This window comes from Pseudomonas sp. BSw22131 (assembly GCF_026810445.1).
Lineage (GTDB): Bacteria > Pseudomonadota > Gammaproteobacteria > Pseudomonadales > Pseudomonadaceae > Aquipseudomonas > Aquipseudomonas huanghezhanensis.
This window is the reverse complement of the sequence record NZ_CP113949.1, coordinates 5,705,824-5,721,600: the sequence shown is the minus strand read 5'-3', so window position 1 is coordinate 5,721,600 and position 15,777 is coordinate 5,705,824. Positions and strand designations below refer to the sequence as shown.

The 15,777-nt window shown below is 59.3% G+C and carries 15 protein-coding genes; 7 read left to right on the top strand and 8 right to left on the bottom strand.

The features are described from left to right. Positions 1–24: 24 nt before the first annotated feature. The 3 genes from gmhB to glyQ are packed head-to-tail and all read right to left on the bottom strand — an operon-like array spanning position 25 to position 3,597. Positions 25–576: a D-glycero-beta-D-manno-heptose 1,7-bisphosphate 7-phosphatase gene (gmhB, locus tag OYW20_RS25895; protein WP_268798697.1), complete on the bottom strand. Its 552-nt coding sequence runs from the start codon at positions 574–576 to the stop codon at positions 25–27. Between the two features lie 16 nt (positions 577–592). After that, positions 593–2,647 carry a glycine--tRNA ligase subunit beta gene (gene glyS / locus OYW20_RS25890; protein ID WP_268798696.1) on the bottom strand — a complete coding sequence of 685 codons (2,055 nt, stop codon included), beginning with the start codon at positions 2,645–2,647 and terminating at the stop codon, positions 593–595. Continuing rightward, entirely contained in the window at positions 2,644–3,597 is a 954-nt protein-coding gene (gene glyQ / locus OYW20_RS25885; protein WP_268798695.1) for a glycine--tRNA ligase subunit alpha, read from the bottom strand. The genes glyS and glyQ overlap by 4 nt, the downstream gene beginning before the upstream one ends. Positions 3,598–3,678: 81 nt before the next feature. Here glyQ and OYW20_RS25880 point away from each other — a divergent pair, with 81 nt between their 5' ends. Together OYW20_RS25880 and OYW20_RS25875 are read left to right on the top strand one after the other, a co-directional pair. Next, positions 3,679–4,230: a DNA-3-methyladenine glycosylase I gene (locus tag OYW20_RS25880; RefSeq protein ID WP_268798694.1), complete on the top strand. Its 552-nt coding sequence runs from the start codon at positions 3,679–3,681 to the stop codon at positions 4,228–4,230. Between the two features lie 38 nt (positions 4,231–4,268). Then, complete coding sequence (locus OYW20_RS25875) at positions 4,269–5,156, top strand: lysophospholipid acyltransferase (protein WP_268798693.1); 888 nt, start codon at positions 4,269–4,271, stop codon at positions 5,154–5,156. Positions 5,157–5,191: 35 nt separating this feature from the next. On the opposite strand, the gene trkA is transcribed toward OYW20_RS25875, so the two are convergent. The 4 genes from trkA to def form a co-directional block, all read right to left on the bottom strand. Beyond that, positions 5,192–6,565 (bottom strand): Trk system potassium transporter TrkA, encoded by a 1,374-nt coding sequence (gene trkA / locus OYW20_RS25870; protein ID WP_268798692.1) that lies wholly within the window; start codon positions 6,563–6,565, stop codon positions 5,192–5,194. Positions 6,566–6,734: 169 nt separating this feature from the next. Beyond that, positions 6,735–8,057, bottom strand: coding sequence for a 16S rRNA (cytosine(967)-C(5))-methyltransferase RsmB (gene rsmB / locus OYW20_RS25865; RefSeq protein ID WP_268798691.1), 1,323 nt, complete (start codon positions 8,055–8,057; stop codon positions 6,735–6,737). Beyond that, positions 8,054–9,013, bottom strand: coding sequence for a methionyl-tRNA formyltransferase (gene fmt / locus OYW20_RS25860; protein ID WP_268798690.1), 960 nt, complete (start codon positions 9,011–9,013; stop codon positions 8,054–8,056). The genes rsmB and fmt overlap by 4 nt, the downstream gene beginning before the upstream one ends. A 134-nt stretch (positions 9,014–9,147) precedes the next feature. After that, positions 9,148–9,654, bottom strand: coding sequence for a peptide deformylase (gene def / locus OYW20_RS25855; RefSeq protein ID WP_268798689.1), 507 nt, complete (start codon positions 9,652–9,654; stop codon positions 9,148–9,150). A gap of 142 nt (positions 9,655–9,796) precedes the next feature. Between def and OYW20_RS25850 the strand changes: the two genes are divergently transcribed. The 3 genes from OYW20_RS25850 (at position 9,797) to OYW20_RS25840 (ending at position 12,658) form a co-directional block, all read left to right on the top strand. Continuing rightward, positions 9,797–10,822, top strand: a complete 1,026-nt coding sequence (locus OYW20_RS25850; RefSeq protein WP_268798688.1) for a LysM peptidoglycan-binding domain-containing protein — start codon at positions 9,797–9,799, stop codon at positions 10,820–10,822. A 124-nt stretch (positions 10,823–10,946) separates the two neighbouring features. Next, the gene (gene dprA, locus OYW20_RS25845; protein ID WP_268798687.1) at positions 10,947–12,062 is read left to right on the top strand and encodes a DNA-processing protein DprA; all 1,116 of its coding nucleotides are present in this window, start codon (positions 10,947–10,949) and stop codon (positions 12,060–12,062) included. A 38-nt stretch (positions 12,063–12,100) separates the two neighbouring features. Continuing rightward, the gene (locus OYW20_RS25840; RefSeq protein ID WP_268798686.1) at positions 12,101–12,658 is read left to right on the top strand and encodes an L-threonylcarbamoyladenylate synthase; all 558 of its coding nucleotides are present in this window, start codon (positions 12,101–12,103) and stop codon (positions 12,656–12,658) included. A 131-nt stretch (positions 12,659–12,789) separates the two neighbouring features. Here the strand turns inward: OYW20_RS25840 and OYW20_RS25835 are convergent, their stop codons facing one another. Further along, on the bottom strand, positions 12,790–13,767 hold the full coding sequence (locus tag OYW20_RS25835; protein ID WP_268798685.1) for an NADPH:quinone reductase: 978 nt from the start codon (positions 13,765–13,767) through the stop codon (positions 12,790–12,792). A 228-nt stretch (positions 13,768–13,995) separates the two neighbouring features. Between OYW20_RS25835 and hemF the strand changes: the two genes are divergently transcribed. Together hemF and aroE are read left to right on the top strand one after the other, a co-directional pair. Beyond that, the gene (hemF, locus tag OYW20_RS25830) at positions 13,996–14,919 is read left to right on the top strand and encodes an oxygen-dependent coproporphyrinogen oxidase (RefSeq protein ID WP_268798684.1); all 924 of its coding nucleotides are present in this window, start codon (positions 13,996–13,998) and stop codon (positions 14,917–14,919) included. Further along, a complete protein-coding gene (aroE, locus tag OYW20_RS25825) occupies positions 14,916–15,743 on the top strand; it encodes a shikimate dehydrogenase (protein WP_268798683.1) in 828 nt (275 codons plus the stop codon). The genes hemF and aroE overlap by 4 nt, the downstream gene beginning before the upstream one ends. The last annotated feature ends 34 nt before the right edge of the window (positions 15,744–15,777 follow it).

The following is a 15,777-nucleotide window of genomic DNA, read 5'->3' as shown; positions in this document are numbered from 1 at the left end:
TCTTGCGCACCGTTGAATGACCGGCTAGCCATTTTGCGATGCGTGAGTGTGAATAAGTTCTGCGGCAACCGCCGCCAGATCATCGAAAACCAGCGTGTTGGCGGGCACTGAAGTGCTTCGCGTTTTCTGGCCTTTACCCGTCAATACAAGAACGGGTTGTGAATCGACGGCCTGCGCCGCCTCCAGGTCACCCTTGCTGTCCCCCACAAACCACATGCCGCGCAAATCCGCAGCGTAATGGTTGGCGATGGTGTTCAGCATGCCGGGCTTGGGTTTGCGGCAAGCGCAGTTCTCGTCCGGGCCATGAGGGCAATATACGATCAGCCCGACTTCGCCGCCCTGCTCCGCAACCAATGAGCGTAACCGCGCATGCATCGCGTCCAGGGTTGCCATGTCGTAATAGCCACGAGCGATGCCGGACTGGTTGGTGGCGATTGCCACCGTCCAGCCGGCCTTGCTCAGTTGCGCGATTGCCTCAATCGACCCGGGAATCGGAATCCACTCCTCCACCGACTTGATGTAGGCGTCGGAGTCTTGGTTGATCACCCCGTCCCGGTCGAGAATCAGCAGCTTCACTCTCGCTCTCCCGCTATCAGCTCAACAATGAGATGTCGGCAACGCCCAGAAACAGTCCCCGCAGACGCGCCAACAACGCATAACGGTTAGCGCGCACGCTGGCGTCTTCTGCATTGACCATCACCGCTTCAAAAAACGCATCCACCGGCTCACGCAATGCCGCCAGTCGTGCAAGCGATTCGGTGTACTGGCGCCCTGCTGCCATTGGCTGTACAGCCTGGTCTGCTTGCTGAATGGCCGAATACAGCGAGAACTCGTTGGCATTATCGAAGTATTTGGGCTCGACTGTGTGAGCGATACTGCCCTCCGCTTTACCCAACAGGTTCGATACGCGTTTGTTCACCGCCGCCAGTGCTGCTGCTTCAGGCAGTTTCCGGAACGCTTGAACCGCCTGCACCCGCTGATCGAAGTCCAGTGCAGACGCCGGTTGCAGCGCGCGGACCGATAAATACACGGACACGTCGACACCTTCGTCTTCATAACGCGCACGCAGGCGGTCGAAGATGAACTCCAATACCTGCTCCGGCAAACCGGCTGGTTTGATCTTGGTGCCGAACTGAGCGACGGCAAATTGCACCGTCTTGATCAGGTCCAGGTCGAGCTTTTTCTCGATCAGAATACGCAGGATACCCAGCGCTGCGCGGCGCAGTGCGTACGGGTCTTTGCTGCCGGTGGGCAACATGCCGATGCCGAAAATGCCGACCAGCGTGTCGAGCTTGTCAGCGATGGCAACCGCAGCGCCAGTCAGCGTGGTGGGCAGTTCAGCACCCGCACCACGTGGCATGTATTGCTCGTTGAGCGCCAGTGCGACGTCTTCTTGCTCGCCATCGGCCAATGCGTAGTAATAGCCCGCTATACCCTGCATTTCCGGGAATTCGCCGACCATTTCGGTGGCCAGGTCGCACTTGGACAGCAGGCCCGCACGCGCAGCGCGCTGGGCGTCGCCGCCAATACGTGGCGCAATGAATGCGGCGAGTTTGGAGACTCGCTCTGCCTTGTCGAACACCGTACCCAGTTGCGCTTGAAACACGACGTTCTGCAGACGCTGGTTGAAGGTTTCGAGCTTTTGTTTTTTGTCCTGCTTGTAGAAGAACTCAGCATCGGTCAGACGCGGACGAACGACTTTTTCGTTGCCCAGCACGATCTGCGAAGGATCCTTGCTTTCGATGTTGGCCACTGTAATGAAGCGCGGCAGCAACTTGCCATCGGCGTCCAGCAGGCAGAAGTATTTCTGGTTGTCCTGCATGGTGATAATCAGCGCTTCCTGCGGCACGTCCAGGAAGCGCTCCTCAAACGAGCACACCAGCGGCACGGGCCATTCAACCAGCGCGGTGACTTCATCAAGCAGGCTTGGCGGAACAATGGCGGTACCTTCGTACTGGGTCGCTAGCTCTCCGATACGCTTGCTGATCAGTTGGCGGCGCTCGTTGAAATCGGCCAGTACGTGGGCTGCACGCAGGTCGCTGATGTAGCTGGCCGGCGAGGTGATGCGCACGCTTTCCGGATGGTGGAAGCGATGCCCGCGTGATTCACGGCCCGAGGTCTGGGCAAGGATCGTGCAGTCGATAACCTGCTCGCCGAAAAGCATGACCAGCCACTGGGTTGGCCGCACGAACTCTTCCTTGCGGGCACCCCAGCGCATGCGCTTGGGAATCGGCAAATCGTTCAGGGAGTCTTCAACGATGGTTGGCAACAGGCTGGCAGTGGATTTACCTGCGATGCTTTGGCTGTAACGCAGCTTTGGGCCGCTCTGATCGATTTCACTCAGATCAACGCCACACTTCTTGGCGAACCCCAATGCGGCTTGAGTCGGTTTGCCTTCAGCGTCAAAAGCGGCCTGCAGCGGCGGGCCGTCCAGGTTCACGCTGCGATCAGGTTGCTGGGTGGCCAGTTCGGTGATCAGCACCGCCAGGCGCCGAGGCGCGGCGTACACCTGTTTGGCGCTGTAGGTGAGTCCTGCGGCCTGCAAACCTTTTTCGATACCGGCCAGAAACGCATCGCCCAGCACGCTCAGCGCTTTGGGTGGGAGTTCCTCGGTGCCCAGTTCGACCAGGAAATCTTGAGCACTCATTGCGCAGCCTCCAGCTTAGCCAACACTTCATCACGTAGATCAGGGGGCGCCATCGGGAAGCCAAGCTTGGCCCGGGCCATCAGGTAAGCCTGGGCCACGGAGCGGGCCAGGGTACGCACGCGCAGGATGTATTGCTGACGCGCAGTCACGGAAATAGCGCGACGTGCGTCCAGCAAGTTGAAGGTGTGAGAAGCCTTGAGGACCATTTCATAGCTCGGCAGCGGTAACGGCTGATCCAGTTCGATCAGGCGTTTGGCTTCGCTTTCATAGAAGTCGAACATCTCGAAGAGTTTTTCGACGTTGGCCTGCTCGAAGTTGTAGGTCGATTGTTCGACTTCGTTCTGATGGAACACATCGCCGTAGGTCACACGACCGAACGGGCCATCGGCCCAGACCAGGTCGTACACCGAGTCGACGTTTTGCAGGTACATCGCAAGGCGTTCGAGACCGTATGTGATCTCGCCGGTGACCGGGTAGCACTCGATGCCGCCTGCTTGCTGGAAGTAGGTGAACTGCGACACTTCCATGCCGTTGAGCCAGATTTCCCAGCCCATGCCCCAGGCGCCGAGCGTTGGCGATTCCCAATTGTCTTCGACGAAGCGAACATCGTGCACGAGCGGGTCGAGGCCGACGTGTTTCAGGGAACCGAGGTACAGCTCCTGGAAGTTGTCCGGATTGGGCTTGAGAACCACCTGAAACTGGTAATAGTGCTGCAGACGGTTCGGGTTTTCGCCGTAGCGGCCGTCAGTCGGGCGGCGACTGGGCTGCACATAAGCGGCGTTCCAGGTTTCCGGGCCGATGGCGCGCAGAAACGTGGCAGTGTGGAAAGTACCGGCGCCCACTTCCATATCGTAGGGCTGAAGGACCACACAACCTTGCTCAGCCCAGTATTGCTGGAGGGCGAGGATCAAGTCTTGGAAGGTACGCACGGCTGGCGTAGGCTGGCTCACGAAATTCACCTGTACTGGGGGGCTGCGATTTAAAGAGCGGGAGTATACCCGATTCGACCGCGCCTCCACCCTTGGAGCCCTATGCCACGCTGCTTTTGGTGCAACGAAGACCCTCTTTATATGGCCTATCACGATCAAGAGTGGGGCGTGCCGTTGCGCGATGCGCAGATGCTCTTCGAGTTCCTGTTGCTCGAAGGGTTCCAGGCCGGTTTGTCGTGGATCACGATTTTAAAGAAACGCGCCCGTTACCGAGAAGTCATGTTCGGCTTTGACGTGCAACGCTTGGCGCAGATGACCGATGCAGAGATTGAAGCGCTGATGCTCGAGCCCGGCATCGTGCGCAATCGACTCAAGCTCAACGCGGCGCGCCGCAATGCCCAAGCCTGGCTCAAGCTTGAAGACCCAGTCGCGTTCGTCTGGTCCTTTGTGGGCGGTAAGCCCAGGATCAATCATTTCAAGGACCGCACCCAGGTTCCGGCCATCACCCCGGAGGCCGAAGCCATGAGCAAGGCGCTGAAAAAAGCAGGCTTCACCTTCGTCGGTCCAACCATTTGCTACGCCTACATGCAGGCCACCGGAATGGTTATGGACCACACCGTCGATTGTGATCAGTACGCAGCGTTGGCCCGCTGATGGTTACAATGCCCGCCTCATTGATTCAGGAGTGATCTGTGGATAAGTTCAAAGGCGCCATGATGGTCGGGGCGTTACGGTTGTTTGCCCTGTTGCCCTGGCGCGCTGTGCAAACGGTCGGCACTGCCATCGGCTGGTTAATGTGGAAGTTGCCCAACCGTTCGCGTGAAGTGGCACGTATCAATCTTTCCAAATGCTTTCCCGAGCTCAATCCCCAGGAGCTGGAAGCACTGGTTGGCCGCAGCCTGATGGACATCGGCAAGACCCTGACCGAGAGCGCTTGTGCCTGGATCTGGCCCGCTCAGAAATCAATCGATCTGGTACGCGAAGTCGAAGGTCTCGAAGTCCTCACCGACGCGTTGGCGTCCGGCAAGGGCGTAGTCGGCATCACCAGCCACTTGGGTAACTGGGAGGTGCTCAATCACTTCTATTGCAGCCAGTGCAAACCGATCATTTTCTACCGTCCGCCCAAGCTCAAGGCGGTGGACGATTTGTTGCGCAAACAGCGTGTGCAGTTGGGTAACCGCGTGGCGGCCTCAACCAAGGAAGGCATCCTCAGCGTTATAAAGGAAGTGCGCAAAGGTGGTTCGGTGGGTATCCCGGCTGACCCGGAGCCAGCGGAATCGGCAGGCATTTTCGTACCGTTCTGCGGGACGGTGGCACTGACCAGCAAGTTCGTGCCAAACATGCTGGCGGGTGGCAAGGCGGTTGGGGTGTTCCTGCACGCGATGCGGCTTGAGGACGGCTCTGGCTACAAAGTGGTGCTCGAAGCCGCACCGGAAGATATGTACAGCACCGACACGCAAACCTCCGCTGCGGCCATGAGCAAGGTGGTTGAGAAGTACGTGCGGACTTATCCGAGCCAGTACATGTGGACCATGAAGCGCTTCAAGAAACGCCCCGCCGGTGAGGCCCGCTGGTACTGAGTCAGGCCTGTAGAAGCGCCCCGGTACGTGGGCGCTCAGAAGAAACTCAAGCCCATCTGGAACAGCCGCTCCACATCGCGAATGTATTTTTTATCCACAAGAAACATGACGACGTGATCGCCTGACTCAATGACCGTCGCATCGTGGGCAATCAGTACATCCTCGCCCCGGGTAATCGCTCCAATCGTGGTTCCTGAGGGCAAGTCGATGTCGCGAATGGCACGACCAATTACCTTGCTGGATTTCGCGTCGCCGTGCGCCACGATTTCAATCGCTTCTGCCGCGCCGCGCCGCAGCGAATGCACGCTCGCGATGTCGCCACGGCGCACGTGAGCCAGCAATGTGCCAATCGTCGCCAATTGGGGGCTGATCGCAATGTCGATCTCTCCGCCTTGTATCAGGTCCACATATGCCGCGTTGTTGATGATCGTCATGACCTTCTTGGCGCCCAGTCGCTTGGCGAGTAATGACGACATGATGTTGGCCTCGTCGTCATTGGTCAGCGCCAGAAACAGGTCGGCGTTGTCGATATTCTCCTCGACCAGCAGGTCGCGATCAGAGGCGCTGCCTTGCAGGACGACGGTATTGTCCAGCGTGTCGGACAGGTAACGGCAGCGAGCCGGGTTCATCTCGATGATCTTGACCTGATAGCGGTTTTCGATGGCTTCCGCCAACCGCTCACCAATGTGTCCACCGCCGGCGATGATGATGCGTTTGTAGCGCTCGTCCAGCTGGCGCATTTCACCCATCACTGCGCGAATATGCGCCTTGGCGGCGATGAAGAAGACCTCGTCATCCGCTTCGATAACCGTGTCGCCCTGCGGAATAATCGGACGGTCACGTCGGAAAATCGCCGCGACTCGCGTGTCTACACTGGGCATGTGTTCACGCAACTGACGCAACTGCTGACCCACCAGTGGCCCACCGTAGTACGCCTTGACCGCCACCAGTTGCACTTTGCCTCCGGCGAAATCAATCACCTGGAGGGCGCCGGGGTATTCGATCAGGCGCTTGATGTAGTTGGTGACGACTTGTTCCGGGCTTATAAGGACGTCCACCGGGATGGCGTCGTTATCGAACAGGCCCGCGCGCGTCAGATACGCGGATTCGCGGATGCGGGCGATCTTGGTCGGCGTGTGAAACAAGGTGTAGGCGACCTGGCAGGCGATCATGTTGGTCTCGTCACTGCTCGTGACGGCAACCAGCATATCGGCATCATCAGCACCGGCCTGACGCAGAACATTGGGAAACGAACCGCGACCCTGAACGGTACGGATGTCCAGCTTGTCGCCCAGGTCACGAAGACGATCACCATCGGTGTCGACCACCGTGATGTCGTTGGCCTCACTGGCCAAGTGCTCGGCCAGCGTGCCGCCCACCTGCCCTGCGCCGAGAATGATGATTTTCAATCCTTCACTCCTTGAAACAATCCTATGGAGACCTGAGCGTGCAGATCGGTGCACCAACGGAGTCTGTGGGAGGGCGCTTGCTCGCGAGATTCCTGAACAGTCGCGATGGCTTCAGCGTCTGTACTGCCTTATCGCGAGCAAGCGCCCTCTCACATTTCCATTGTCAGCGTCAGAGCGTCGCCGCGATTTTGATCAGTTTGGCGTAGTAAAACCCGTCGTGGCCGCCTTCCTGCGCCAACAACTGGCGACCGTGGGGCTGTTTCAGCCCCGGCGCCGTATTGCCGTTTTGCCCTGCGATGTCCAGCTCCCGCGCGCCTGAGGTGCGTGCGAGAAATGCTTCGATGACCTCAGTGTTCTCGCTCGGCAACGTAGAGCACGTCGCATACAACAAAATACCGCCCACTTGCAGTGTCGGCCACAGGGCATCAAGCAATTGGCCTTGCAGTGCGGCGAGCGCAGGGATGTCGTCCGCCTGGCGCGTCAGCTTGATGTCTGGATGACGTCGGATGACACCTGTTGCCGAGCACGGCGCGTCCAGCAAAATCCGTTGAAACGGCTTTCCGTCCCACCACTGATCTGTTGCACGGGCATCGGCAGCAATCAGCTCTGCGGTTAGCCCAAGACGGTCCAGGTTCTCTTTCACCCGCACCATGCGTTTGGCTTCGAGGTCCACCGCCACCACGCCCGCCAGCTCCTGCTGCACCTCCAACAAGTGACAGGTCTTACCGCCCGGCGCGCAACAGGCATCGAGCACGCGTTGTCCGGGCGCCAGCTCCAGCAAGTCGGCTGCCAGTTGAGCGGCCTCGTCCTGGACGCTGATCCAGCCCTCGGCGAACCCGGGCAGGCCACGCACGTCGGTCGGCTCAATCAAGACGATACCGTCCTGACTGAACGTGGTCGCGCGCGCCTCAATGCCGGCGTCCAGCAGCAGTTGCAGGTAGTGATCGCGAGTCTTGTGACGACGATTGACCCGCAGGATCATCGGCGGATGTGCGTTGTTGGCGGCGCAAATGGCTTCCCAGTGGTCGGGCCACGCTGCTTTCAGCGCCTTTTGCAGCCAGCGCGGGTGCGCAGTGCGGACCACGGGGTCGTGTTCAAGCTCGGTCAGCAATGCCTCGCCTTCACGTTGGGCCCGACGCAGCACCGCATTGAGTAACGCCTTGGCCCAAGGCTTCTTGAGTTTGTCCGCGCAACCGACCGTTTCACCGATGGCGGCGTGGGCGGGGATGCGTGAATAGAACAGTTGATACAAGCCCACCAGGAGTAAAGCCTGAACGTCGTTGTCGGCAGCCTTGAAAGGCTTTTGCAACAGTTTGGCCGCCAGCGCGGCGAGCCTCGGCTCCCAGCGCGCAGTACCAAATGCGAGGTCTTGGGTCAGCCCGCGATCGCGGTCCTCGACCTTGTCCAGTTGCGTTGGCAGAGAGCTGTTGAGCGAAGCCTTGCCGCTAAGCACGGCGGCGAGGGCTTTGGCGGCGGCGAGGCGCGGGTTCATTGGGTGTCTACCGATTGGCCAAGCACGATGCCGGTGGCGAATTTCTCGCGGCGGCTGTTAAACAGATCAGTGAAGTTCAACGGCTTGCCGCCCGGCAGCTGGAGGCGTGTCAGGCGCAAAGCGTTTTGCCCACAGGCGACGATCAGCCCGTCTTTGGTCGCGCTGAGGATTGTCCCCGGCTCGCCCTGCCCTTCGGCTATATGTGCGGCCAGCACTTTGAGCACTTCACCGCTCAGCGTGCTGTGACAAACAGGCCATGGATTGAAAGCCCGGACCAGGCGCTCAAGCTCAAGGGCCGGGCGGCTCCAGTCGATACGCGCTTCATCTTTATTGAGCTTGTGGGCGTAGGTGGCGAGAGTGTCGTCCTGCACCTCATCGGTCAGCGTACCGGCAGCCAGCCCCGCGATGGCCTGTAACACGGCAGGCGGGCCCATTTCGGCCAGACGATCATGAAGCGTGCCGCCGGTGTCTTCGCCTGTGATCGGCGTGCTGACCTTCAGCAACATCGGGCCGGTATCGAGACCGGCCTCCATACGCATCACGGTGACGCCGCTTTCGGTATCGCCGGCTTCGACGGCGCGTTGAATCGGCGCTGCTCCGCGCCAGCGTGGTAGCAGGGAGGCGTGGCTGTTGATGCAACCCAGGCGCGGAATATCCAGCACCACTTGCGGCAGGATCAGGCCGTAGGCAACGACCACCAGCAGGTCCGGCTTGAGTGCGGCAAGTTCAGATTGAGCCGCCGCGTCGCGCAAGGTCGGCGGTTGCAGCACCGGGATAGCGTGTTGCTGCGCGAGGTGTTTGACCGGGCTTGGCATCAGCTTTTGTCCACGACCCGCCGGACGATCCGGCTGGGTATAGACCGCGATCACTTCGTATGGACTGTCGAGCAGGGCTTTCAAGTGCTCGGCAGCAAATTCGGGGGTGCCGGCAAAGACGATGCGCAATGGCTCAGTCATGGGCTTCTCGTTGATGAATATGAACAACAGGAGCGCGGTTGCCAGCGTGACGGTTTTTAAAAGACAAATTATTTGCCTTATATACCGTCATCGCGGGCAACCGCGCTCCTACAGATGGCGCGTCGAATACTGAATCAAGCGTTCTGCTTGTGCAGTTTTTCGAGCTTTTTCTTGATCCGGTCCCGCTTGAGATTGGACAAGTAGTCGACGAACAGCTTGCCGTTCAAGTGATCGCATTCATGCTGGATGCACACCGCAAGCAGGCCTTCGGCGATGAGCTCATAAGGTTGACCATCACGGTCGAGGGCCTTGATTTTTATTCTCTGCGGCCGATCTACATTCTCATAGAAGCCCGGCACCGAAAGGCAGCCTTCCTGATACTGTTCCATCTCGTCAGTCAGGGTTTCGAACTCGGGGTTGATGAAGACTCGCGGATCGCTGCGGTCTTCGCTCAGGTCCATGACCACGATGCGCTGGTGTACGTTGACTTGCGTCGCCGCAAGACCGATGCCAGGCGCCTCATACATGGTTTCAAACATGTCGTCGACCAACTGGCGAACGCCGTCGTCGACCACTGCCACCGGTTTAGCGATGGTGCGAAGGCGCGAGTCTGGAAATTCGAGGATGTTTAAAATGGCCATATACGTAAGCGCTGCACTTGTAGGGTAAAGTCAAAATCGACTGCTAGGCTTGGGACGTCGCAAGCGGGCAGCACTGGTAAAAAAGAAGTCTCGCAAGACTCCATGATTTACGCGAAGCCAACATGATAAAGGGATTCACCGCATGAGGAAATCACTACTCGCCCTGCTGCTGTTGGCCGCGACAGGCCTTGTTCAGGCGCAAGTACAGTTAAAGGAAGGTCATCCGGAGCGTTACACCGTTGTCACCGGCGACACGCTTTGGGACATTTCTGGCAAGTTTCTCAGTCAGCCGTGGAAATGGCCGGAGATCTGGCGAGCCAATCCACAGGTTCACGACCCTGACCTGATTTATCCAGGTGACGTGCTGACGCTGACCTACATCGATGGCCAGCCGAGAATCACACTCAACCGCGCAGAGTCCCGCGGCACCATCAAATTATCGCCCAGGGTCCGCAGCAGCCCGGTGGCCGAAGCCATTCCGAGCATTCCGCTCGGGGCAATCAATGCGTTTCTCCTTAAAAACCGGATCATGGATACACCCGAGCAGTTCGATGCCGCGCCTTACATCGTGGCTGGCAATGGCGAGCGCGTGCTGAGCGGCATCGGTGATCGCATCTATGCCCGTGGCTACTTCGATCAGGAACATGTGGGCTACGGCATCTTCCGTCAGGGCAAAACCTATATCGATCCCAATACCCAAGAGGTTTTGGGGATCAACGCAGACGAAATCGGTGGTGGTGAGATCGTCGCCAGCGAAGGCGATATCGCGACGTTGCAGTTGCAACGCTCGACCCAAGAGGTGCGTCTTGGCGACCGGCTGTTCGTCAGCGAAGAGCACGCCATCAACTCAACGTTCATGCCCAGCGCACCGGCAACACCGCTTGAGGGTTTGATCATTGATGTACCGCGCGGCGTCACCCAGATCGGGGTTTTCGATGTGGTCACCCTTGATCGCGGACGGCGCGACGGCCTGGTCGAGGGCAACGTGCTTGCGATCTACAAGACGGGTGAGCATGTGCGTGATCGCGTGTCCGGTCAGGACGTCAAGATTCCTGACGAGCGCGCGGGCGAACTGATGGTTTTCCGCACGTACGAGCGCCTTAGCTACGCACTGGTGTTGCATGCGACCAGATCGTTGGCGGTCATGGATAAAGTGCGAAATCCGTAACGCTATGTCTCAGGTCTGACACGCTTTTTTCTGCCGTTGTGCTTCACTTGTTAAATTGTTGTCAACAGAGTTATCCACAGGTTGCCCATCCGCTCTGGGTGGGCCGAAGATCAGGGAAGATCTTATGCCGTTGTTCGAAAAACCCCACTCCTCGCCTGCCGAGCTGGAAGCCCGTTTGCGTCTGCATCGGCTTCCGGAGATCGGTCCAAAACGCTTTCACAGACTCATCGACGTCTTCGGCGGTGCATCGGCGGCGCTCAGCGCACCCGCTTCAGCATGGCGTGCATTAAGCATCCCGATGGCCGCTTCGGACGCTCGTCGCCACCCTGATGTACGTGATGGCGCCAGTGCTGCAATGGCTTGGTTAGAGTGCCCCGGCCAGCATTTGCTGATGTGGGACGATCCGGATTACCCCGCGCTGCTTGCAGAAATCCCCGATCCGCCTCCCCTACTTTTTGTCGCTGGCAATCGCAGTTTGCTGGAGCGTCCGCAGATTGGAATGGTCGGAAGCCGGCGCGCATCCAGGCCTGGACTGGATACCGCTGCTGCTTTTGCTCGTAGTCTGGCGGGGGCTGGATTTGTCATCACCAGTGGCTTGGCGTTGGGAATCGATGGCGCTGCGCATCAGGGTGCTCTCGACGTGGGCGGTGCCACAATTGGGGTGCTCGGGACGGGGCTCGAAAAACTTTATCCACAGCGGCACAAGCAACTGGCCGCGGCGATGGTTGCCCAGGGCAGCGCTGTGATCTCTGAGCTGCCATTGGATGCTGGTCCTCATGCAAGCAACTTTCCACGTCGCAATCGGATCATCAGCGGGCTGTCTCTGGGCGTGTTGGTTGTGGAGGCCAGTGTCGCCAGCGGCTCGTTGATCACCGCGCGACTGGCGGCTGAGCAAGGGCGGGAGGTATACGCGATACCTGGCTCTATTCACCACCCTGGGGCGCGCGGTTGTCATCAGTTGATACGCGACGGAGCGACACTGGTGGAAACCATCGATCACATCCTGGAGGGCTTGCGCGGCTGGCAATCCCTGCCGCCGTCCAATGATGCCGTCGCGCCTTCACCCACGCCCTCTGCTCATCCGCTGCTTGCCTTGCTGCACGCCGCGCCACAGACCAGCGAAGCGCTTGCTGTCAGCAGCGGATGGCCATTGCCGAAGGTACTGGTTGCCTTGACGGAGCTTGAGCTGGAAGGTGGCATCGTCTGCGAAGCCGGACGATGGTTTGGCCGGGCGCCGTGAGGTTAAACTGGCCGCCAGCTTTATTAGGAGAGAGCACGATGGTCAACAGTTGGCGAGTGCAACAAGCCGCACGAGAAATCCGGGCCGGGGCGGTGATTGCCTATCCAACCGAGGCTGTTTGGGGGCTGGGCTGCGATCCTTGGGATCCTGAGGCGGTTTATCGCCTATTAGCCATCAAGGCACGGCCAGTGGAAAAAGGGCTGATTCTGATTGCCGACAACATTCGTCAGTTCGACTTTCTGTTCGACGACTTTCCAGAGCTGTGGCTGGACCGCATGGCAAGCACTTGGCCTGGGCCGAACACTTGGCTGGTGCCGCATCAGAATCTGTTGCCTTACTGGATTACTGGCGGGCATGAAACCGTCGCGTTGCGCGTCAGCGATCACCCGTTGGTGCGTGAGCTATGCGCGCTGACGGGGCCACTGGTCTCGACGTCGGCAAACCCGACCGGCCGCCCTGCCGCCCGTAGCCGGCTTCGCGTTGAGCAGTACTTCCATGAACAATTGGACCTGGTGCTGGGCGGAAGCCTGGGCGGTCGGCGCAATCCTAGTGTGATTCGGGATCTGGTGACGGCTAACGTCGTCCGGCAGGGGTAGCAGAAAACCCCGAGATCGCCGCAAATCCCTGTAGGAGCGCACGAGCAGCGCGAGGCCGCGATGGGTTGCATAGCAGCCCCAGCTTTGCGCGGCGCATTGGCGACGTGGCGTCTCCTGCAGATAATCCCGCGTTAAGGCACCAGAATCATCGACCCTATTGTGCGCCGCGCGGACAGTTCGGTCTGCGCCTTGCCTGCGTCTTTCAGGGCGTATTGCTGAATGTTGTCGACCTTCACCTTGCCGCTGGCGACCATGGCGAACACTTCGTCAGCCATCGCCTGGAGTGCTTGCGGGGTGTTGGCGTAAGACCCCAGGGTAGGACGCGTGACATACAGCGAGCCCTTCTGCGCCAGTATTTGCAGGTTTACGCCCGAGACCGGCCCGGATGCATTCCCGAAACTCACCAGCAAACCGCGCAGTTCCAGGCAATTGAGCGATGTTTCCCACGTGTCTTTGCCGACGCCGTCATACACCACCGAGACCTTCTTGCCATCGGTCAACTCAGATACGCGCTTGGCCACGTCCTCCTTGCTGTAATCGATGATCTCCCACGCGCCTAAGGCTTTCGCGTGCGCGGCTTTTTCCGCGGAGCTGACCGTGCCAATCAGTTTGACGCCCAAGGCATTCGCCCACTGGCAGGCGATGGAGCCGACACCTCCAGCGGCGGCATGAAACAGAATGATTTCTTCAGGCCGGATTTCGTAGGTTTGGCGAAACAGGTACTGCACCGTCAGCCCTTTGAGCATCACGGCTGCAGCCTGCTCGAAGCTGATGTCGTCCGGCAGTTTTGCCAGATTGGCCTCTGGAATAAGATGCACGTCGGCATAACTTCCCAATGGGCCTGTGCCGTACGCCACGCGATCCCCGACCTTGACGTGAGTGACCTCGCTGCCCACCGCTTCGACCAAACCGGCACCTTCGTTACCGAGCCCGGAAGGCATGGATGGGGTTGGATAAAGGCCTGTGCGGAAATACGTTTCGATGAAATTGACGCCAATCGCCTTGTTGCGCACAAGGACTTCCTTGGGCCCGGGCGCTGCTGGCTCGAAGTCGACGTACTCAAGGACTTCTGGGCCGCCGTGGGTATGGAACTGGATACGCTTTGCCATTTGCTTTCTCCATCATGGTCGAAACAACACGTGCGAAAGGGTTCTATCGGACTCCTTCGCTTGATCCTCGTCAACTACGACACCCCTTGGGGCGGTGGTATGCTAAGCGCCAATTTTGCCGCTGCGCTTGTGTTTACAAGGGCTGCGGGCTCGGTGGATGTGTGCCATCCATCTTCAGGTCCGTCGCCGATTGCTGCAGTTTCAAGCGCCTGATAGGAAGGTATCGCCATGTCCACCCGTACCGACGCCGTCAAAACCTACCTGCTGGACCTTCAAGACCGAATCTGCGCTGCCCTTGAGCAAGAAGACGGACAGGCACGTTTCGTCGAAGATGCCTGGACACGGCCTGCAGGCGGTGGTGGTCGTACCCGTGTGCTGGAAAACGGTGAAGTGATTGAAAAAGGCGGGGTGAATTTCTCCCACGTTTTCGGCGCAGGCCTGCCACCCTCGGCCAGCGCGCATCGTCCTGAGCTGGCCGGCCGAGGCTTCGAGGCGCTGGGCGTTTCGCTGGTCATGCATCCTCACAATCCTCATGTTCCGACCGCCCACGCCAATGTGCGTTTCTTCATCGCCGAAAAAGAAGGCGAGGAACCCGTCTGGTGGTTTGGCGGCGGCTTCGACCTGACGCCTTATTACGGCGTCGATGAGGATTGCGTGCACTGGCATCGGGTAGCCGAACAGGCCTGCGCGCCGTTCGGTGCTGATGTTTATCCGCGTTACAAGGCGTGGTGCGATACCTACTTTCACATCAAGCACCGCAACGAGCCGCGCGGCGTGGGAGGCCTGTTTTTCGATGACCTGAACGAGTGGGATTTCGACACCAGCTTCGCGTTCATCCGGGCCATTGGCGATGCGTTCATCAACGCTTACCTGCCGATAGTGCAGCGCCGCAAAGCGACGGCTTACACCGCTCAACAGCGCGAATTTCAGGAGTTTCGGCGTGGGCGCTACGTTGAATTCAACCTGGTTTACGACCGGGGCACGTTGTTTGGCCTGCAGTCGGGCGGGCGTACGGAGTCGATCCTCATGTCGCTTCCGCCCCAAGTGCGTTGGGGTTACGACTGGAAGGCAGTACCGGGCAGCGAAGAGGCGCGCCTGACTGACTACTTTTTGCAGGACCGGGATTGGCTGGGTGAGGCGCAAGGTAAATGAGCGATCAGTACGTTGTTTTCGGTAACCCCATCGGCCACAGCAAGTCGCCGCTGATTCATCGCCTGTTTGCCGAGCAGACCGGTGAGACCCTCGAATACACCACCTCGTTGGCGCCGCTGGATGATTTCACTGCGTTCGCCAAGGCTTTCTTCCAGCATGGGCGTGGCGCCAACGTCACTGTGCCGTTCAAGGAGCAGGCATTTCGACTGGCAGACAAGCTGACCGAGCGCGCTCAACGCGCTGGCGCAGTCAATACGCTGATCAAGCAACCCGATGGCAGCATCCTCGGTGATAACACCGATGGCGCGGGGCTGGTACGGGATTTGACGGTCAATCACGGGGTGACGCTCAAAGGTAAACGGATTCTGGTATTGGGTGCTGGCGGCGCGGTACGCGGAGCGCTTGAGCTGTTGCTCGCCGAGCGGCCGGAAGTCATCGTCATTGCCAACCGCACGGTCGAGAAAGCGGAGCAGTTGGCGAAAGAGTTTTCCGATCTGGGCCTGGTATTTCCGAGCGGGTTTGATTGGCTGGAAGAACCGGTGGACATCATCATCAACGCCACGTCGGCCAGTCTTTCCGGGGAGTTGCCGCCCATTTCGTCGAGCCTCATTCAACCGGGCAAAACGTTCTGCTACGACATGATGTACGGCAATGAGCCAACGGCGTTCTGCCGTTGGGCCGCCGACCACCAAGCAGGTCAGGCGGTGGATGGCTTGGGAATGCTGGTGGAGCAGGCAGCGGAAGCGTTTTTCCAGTGGCGCGGTGTGCGGCCTGAGTCGGCGCCGGTGTTGGCGCAGTTGAGGCGGTTGCTGGCACAGCAATGATGAATCTGTAGGAGCGAACGTGTTCGCGAGGCGG

Bases quoted from the DNA above. Each gene is read 5' to 3' on its own strand.
- glyS (WP_268798696.1), bottom strand. From the start codon at position 2,647: ATGAGTGCTCAAGATTTCCTGGTCGAACTGGGCACCGAGGAACTCCCA.
- OYW20_RS25880 (WP_268798694.1), top strand. From the start codon at position 3,679: ATGCCACGCTGCTTTTGGTGCAACGAAGACCCTCTTTATATGGCCTAT.
- rsmB (WP_268798691.1), bottom strand. From the start codon at position 8,057: ATGAACCCGCGCCTCGCCGCCGCCAAAGCCCTCGCCGCCGTGCTTAGC.
- fmt (WP_268798690.1), bottom strand. From the start codon at position 9,013: ATGACTGAGCCATTGCGCATCGTCTTTGCCGGCACCCCCGAATTTGCT.
- def (WP_268798689.1), bottom strand. From the start codon at position 9,654: ATGGCCATTTTAAACATCCTCGAATTTCCAGACTCGCGCCTTCGCACC.
- OYW20_RS25850 (WP_268798688.1), top strand. From the start codon at position 9,797: ATGAGGAAATCACTACTCGCCCTGCTGCTGTTGGCCGCGACAGGCCTT.
- dprA (WP_268798687.1), top strand. From the start codon at position 10,947: ATGCCGTTGTTCGAAAAACCCCACTCCTCGCCTGCCGAGCTGGAAGCC.
- OYW20_RS25840 (WP_268798686.1), top strand. From the start codon at position 12,101: ATGGTCAACAGTTGGCGAGTGCAACAAGCCGCACGAGAAATCCGGGCC.
- OYW20_RS25835 (WP_268798685.1), bottom strand. From the start codon at position 13,767: ATGGCAAAGCGTATCCAGTTCCATACCCACGGCGGCCCAGAAGTCCTT.
- hemF (WP_268798684.1), top strand. From the start codon at position 13,996: ATGTCCACCCGTACCGACGCCGTCAAAACCTACCTGCTGGACCTTCAA.
- aroE (WP_268798683.1), top strand. From the start codon at position 14,916: ATGAGCGATCAGTACGTTGTTTTCGGTAACCCCATCGGCCACAGCAAG.